Genomic DNA, 1065 nt, shown 5'->3' with positions numbered 1-1065 from the left:
GACGACTTCGGCGCCGCCCGCGCCTACTCCCTCGAACAGACCACCCACCCCTGGCGGCTCTGCATCGACGCCGACGAATGGATCGCCGACCGCGAGCAGGCCGCCGCGCTCTTCGACGACATCGGCCAGCGGCTGCCGAACTTCGCCGGCAGCATCGACATGCTCCAGGCACGGGCCGACGGCACCCTCAACGACGACGTCGTCCCGACGCCCATCATCCGGCTCGTGCCGCGGCACGTCACGTTCACCGGCCGGGTCCACGAGCAGGCCACCCCGGAGATCCGGGGCGTCCGGCTGGGCCTGCTGGTCGGCCACGACGGCTACACCGACGAGGCGAAGGCGCGCAAGGAGGGTCGCAACGTCGACATCCTCATCGCCTCGCTCGAGGACGATCCGAGCAACGCCTACCTCTGGTACCAGCTCGCCGCGGAGTTCTTCACCCGCGACATGTACGCCGACGCGATCACCCACCTCATCCAGGCCTACAACCTGCTCCACCCCGAGAACCCCGGGCCGGACGCACCGGTCAAGGCACCGTGGTGGCACCGCGTCTCGATGCGGCTGGTGCTGACCCTGATCCAGCTGGACCGGCTCGAGGAGGCGGTCCAGGTCGGCGAGATCGAGGCCCGCGCCTGGCCGGACTCCTCGGACTTCTTCTACGCCTTCGGCCTCGCCGTACGCAAGCTCGCACTGAGCCTGCGGTGGAGCGAGCCGGAGCGTGCCGAGGAGCTCGCCGCGGCCTCGACGGGGCTGTGGACGCAGGCGGTGGAGATGGGTGACCGCCAGGAGTACACCGGCGTCCTGGGCTCCCGCGCCACCGTCCTGGCGGCCCGGCTGCTGGTCAACGACTACGAGACCCTCGGCCGCTCCGCCGAGGCCGAGCGCTACCGTCGCATCGCGCACGGGGAGCAGCTCGTGGCTGCCAGTGCCTGAGGCTGCCTCGATGGGAGCGCGCACGATGTCGCGACGGCGCTATCCGATCTCGGTGGCGATGATCGTGCGCGACGAAGAGGCCGTCATCGGCCGCTGCCTGGCCTCCCTCCAGGGACTCGTCGAGGAGATCGT

Annotated in this window: 1 protein-coding gene; it reads left to right on the top strand. The window is 70.6% G+C overall.

What is annotated here, in order from left to right; all coding sequences use genetic code 11:
- A partial coding sequence (locus H036_RS0121270) for a hypothetical protein (RefSeq protein ID WP_017936831.1) occupies positions 1 to 933 on the top strand: 933 nt, incomplete at its 5' end.
- Positions 934 to 1065: the final 132 nt, after the last annotated feature.

Source organism: Nocardioides sp. Iso805N (assembly GCF_000364605.1).
Classification (GTDB): domain Bacteria; phylum Actinomycetota; class Actinomycetes; order Propionibacteriales; family Nocardioidaceae; genus Nocardioides.
Note: the sequence above shows the minus strand (reverse complement) of the source record. Positions and strands in the feature narration are given on the sequence as shown.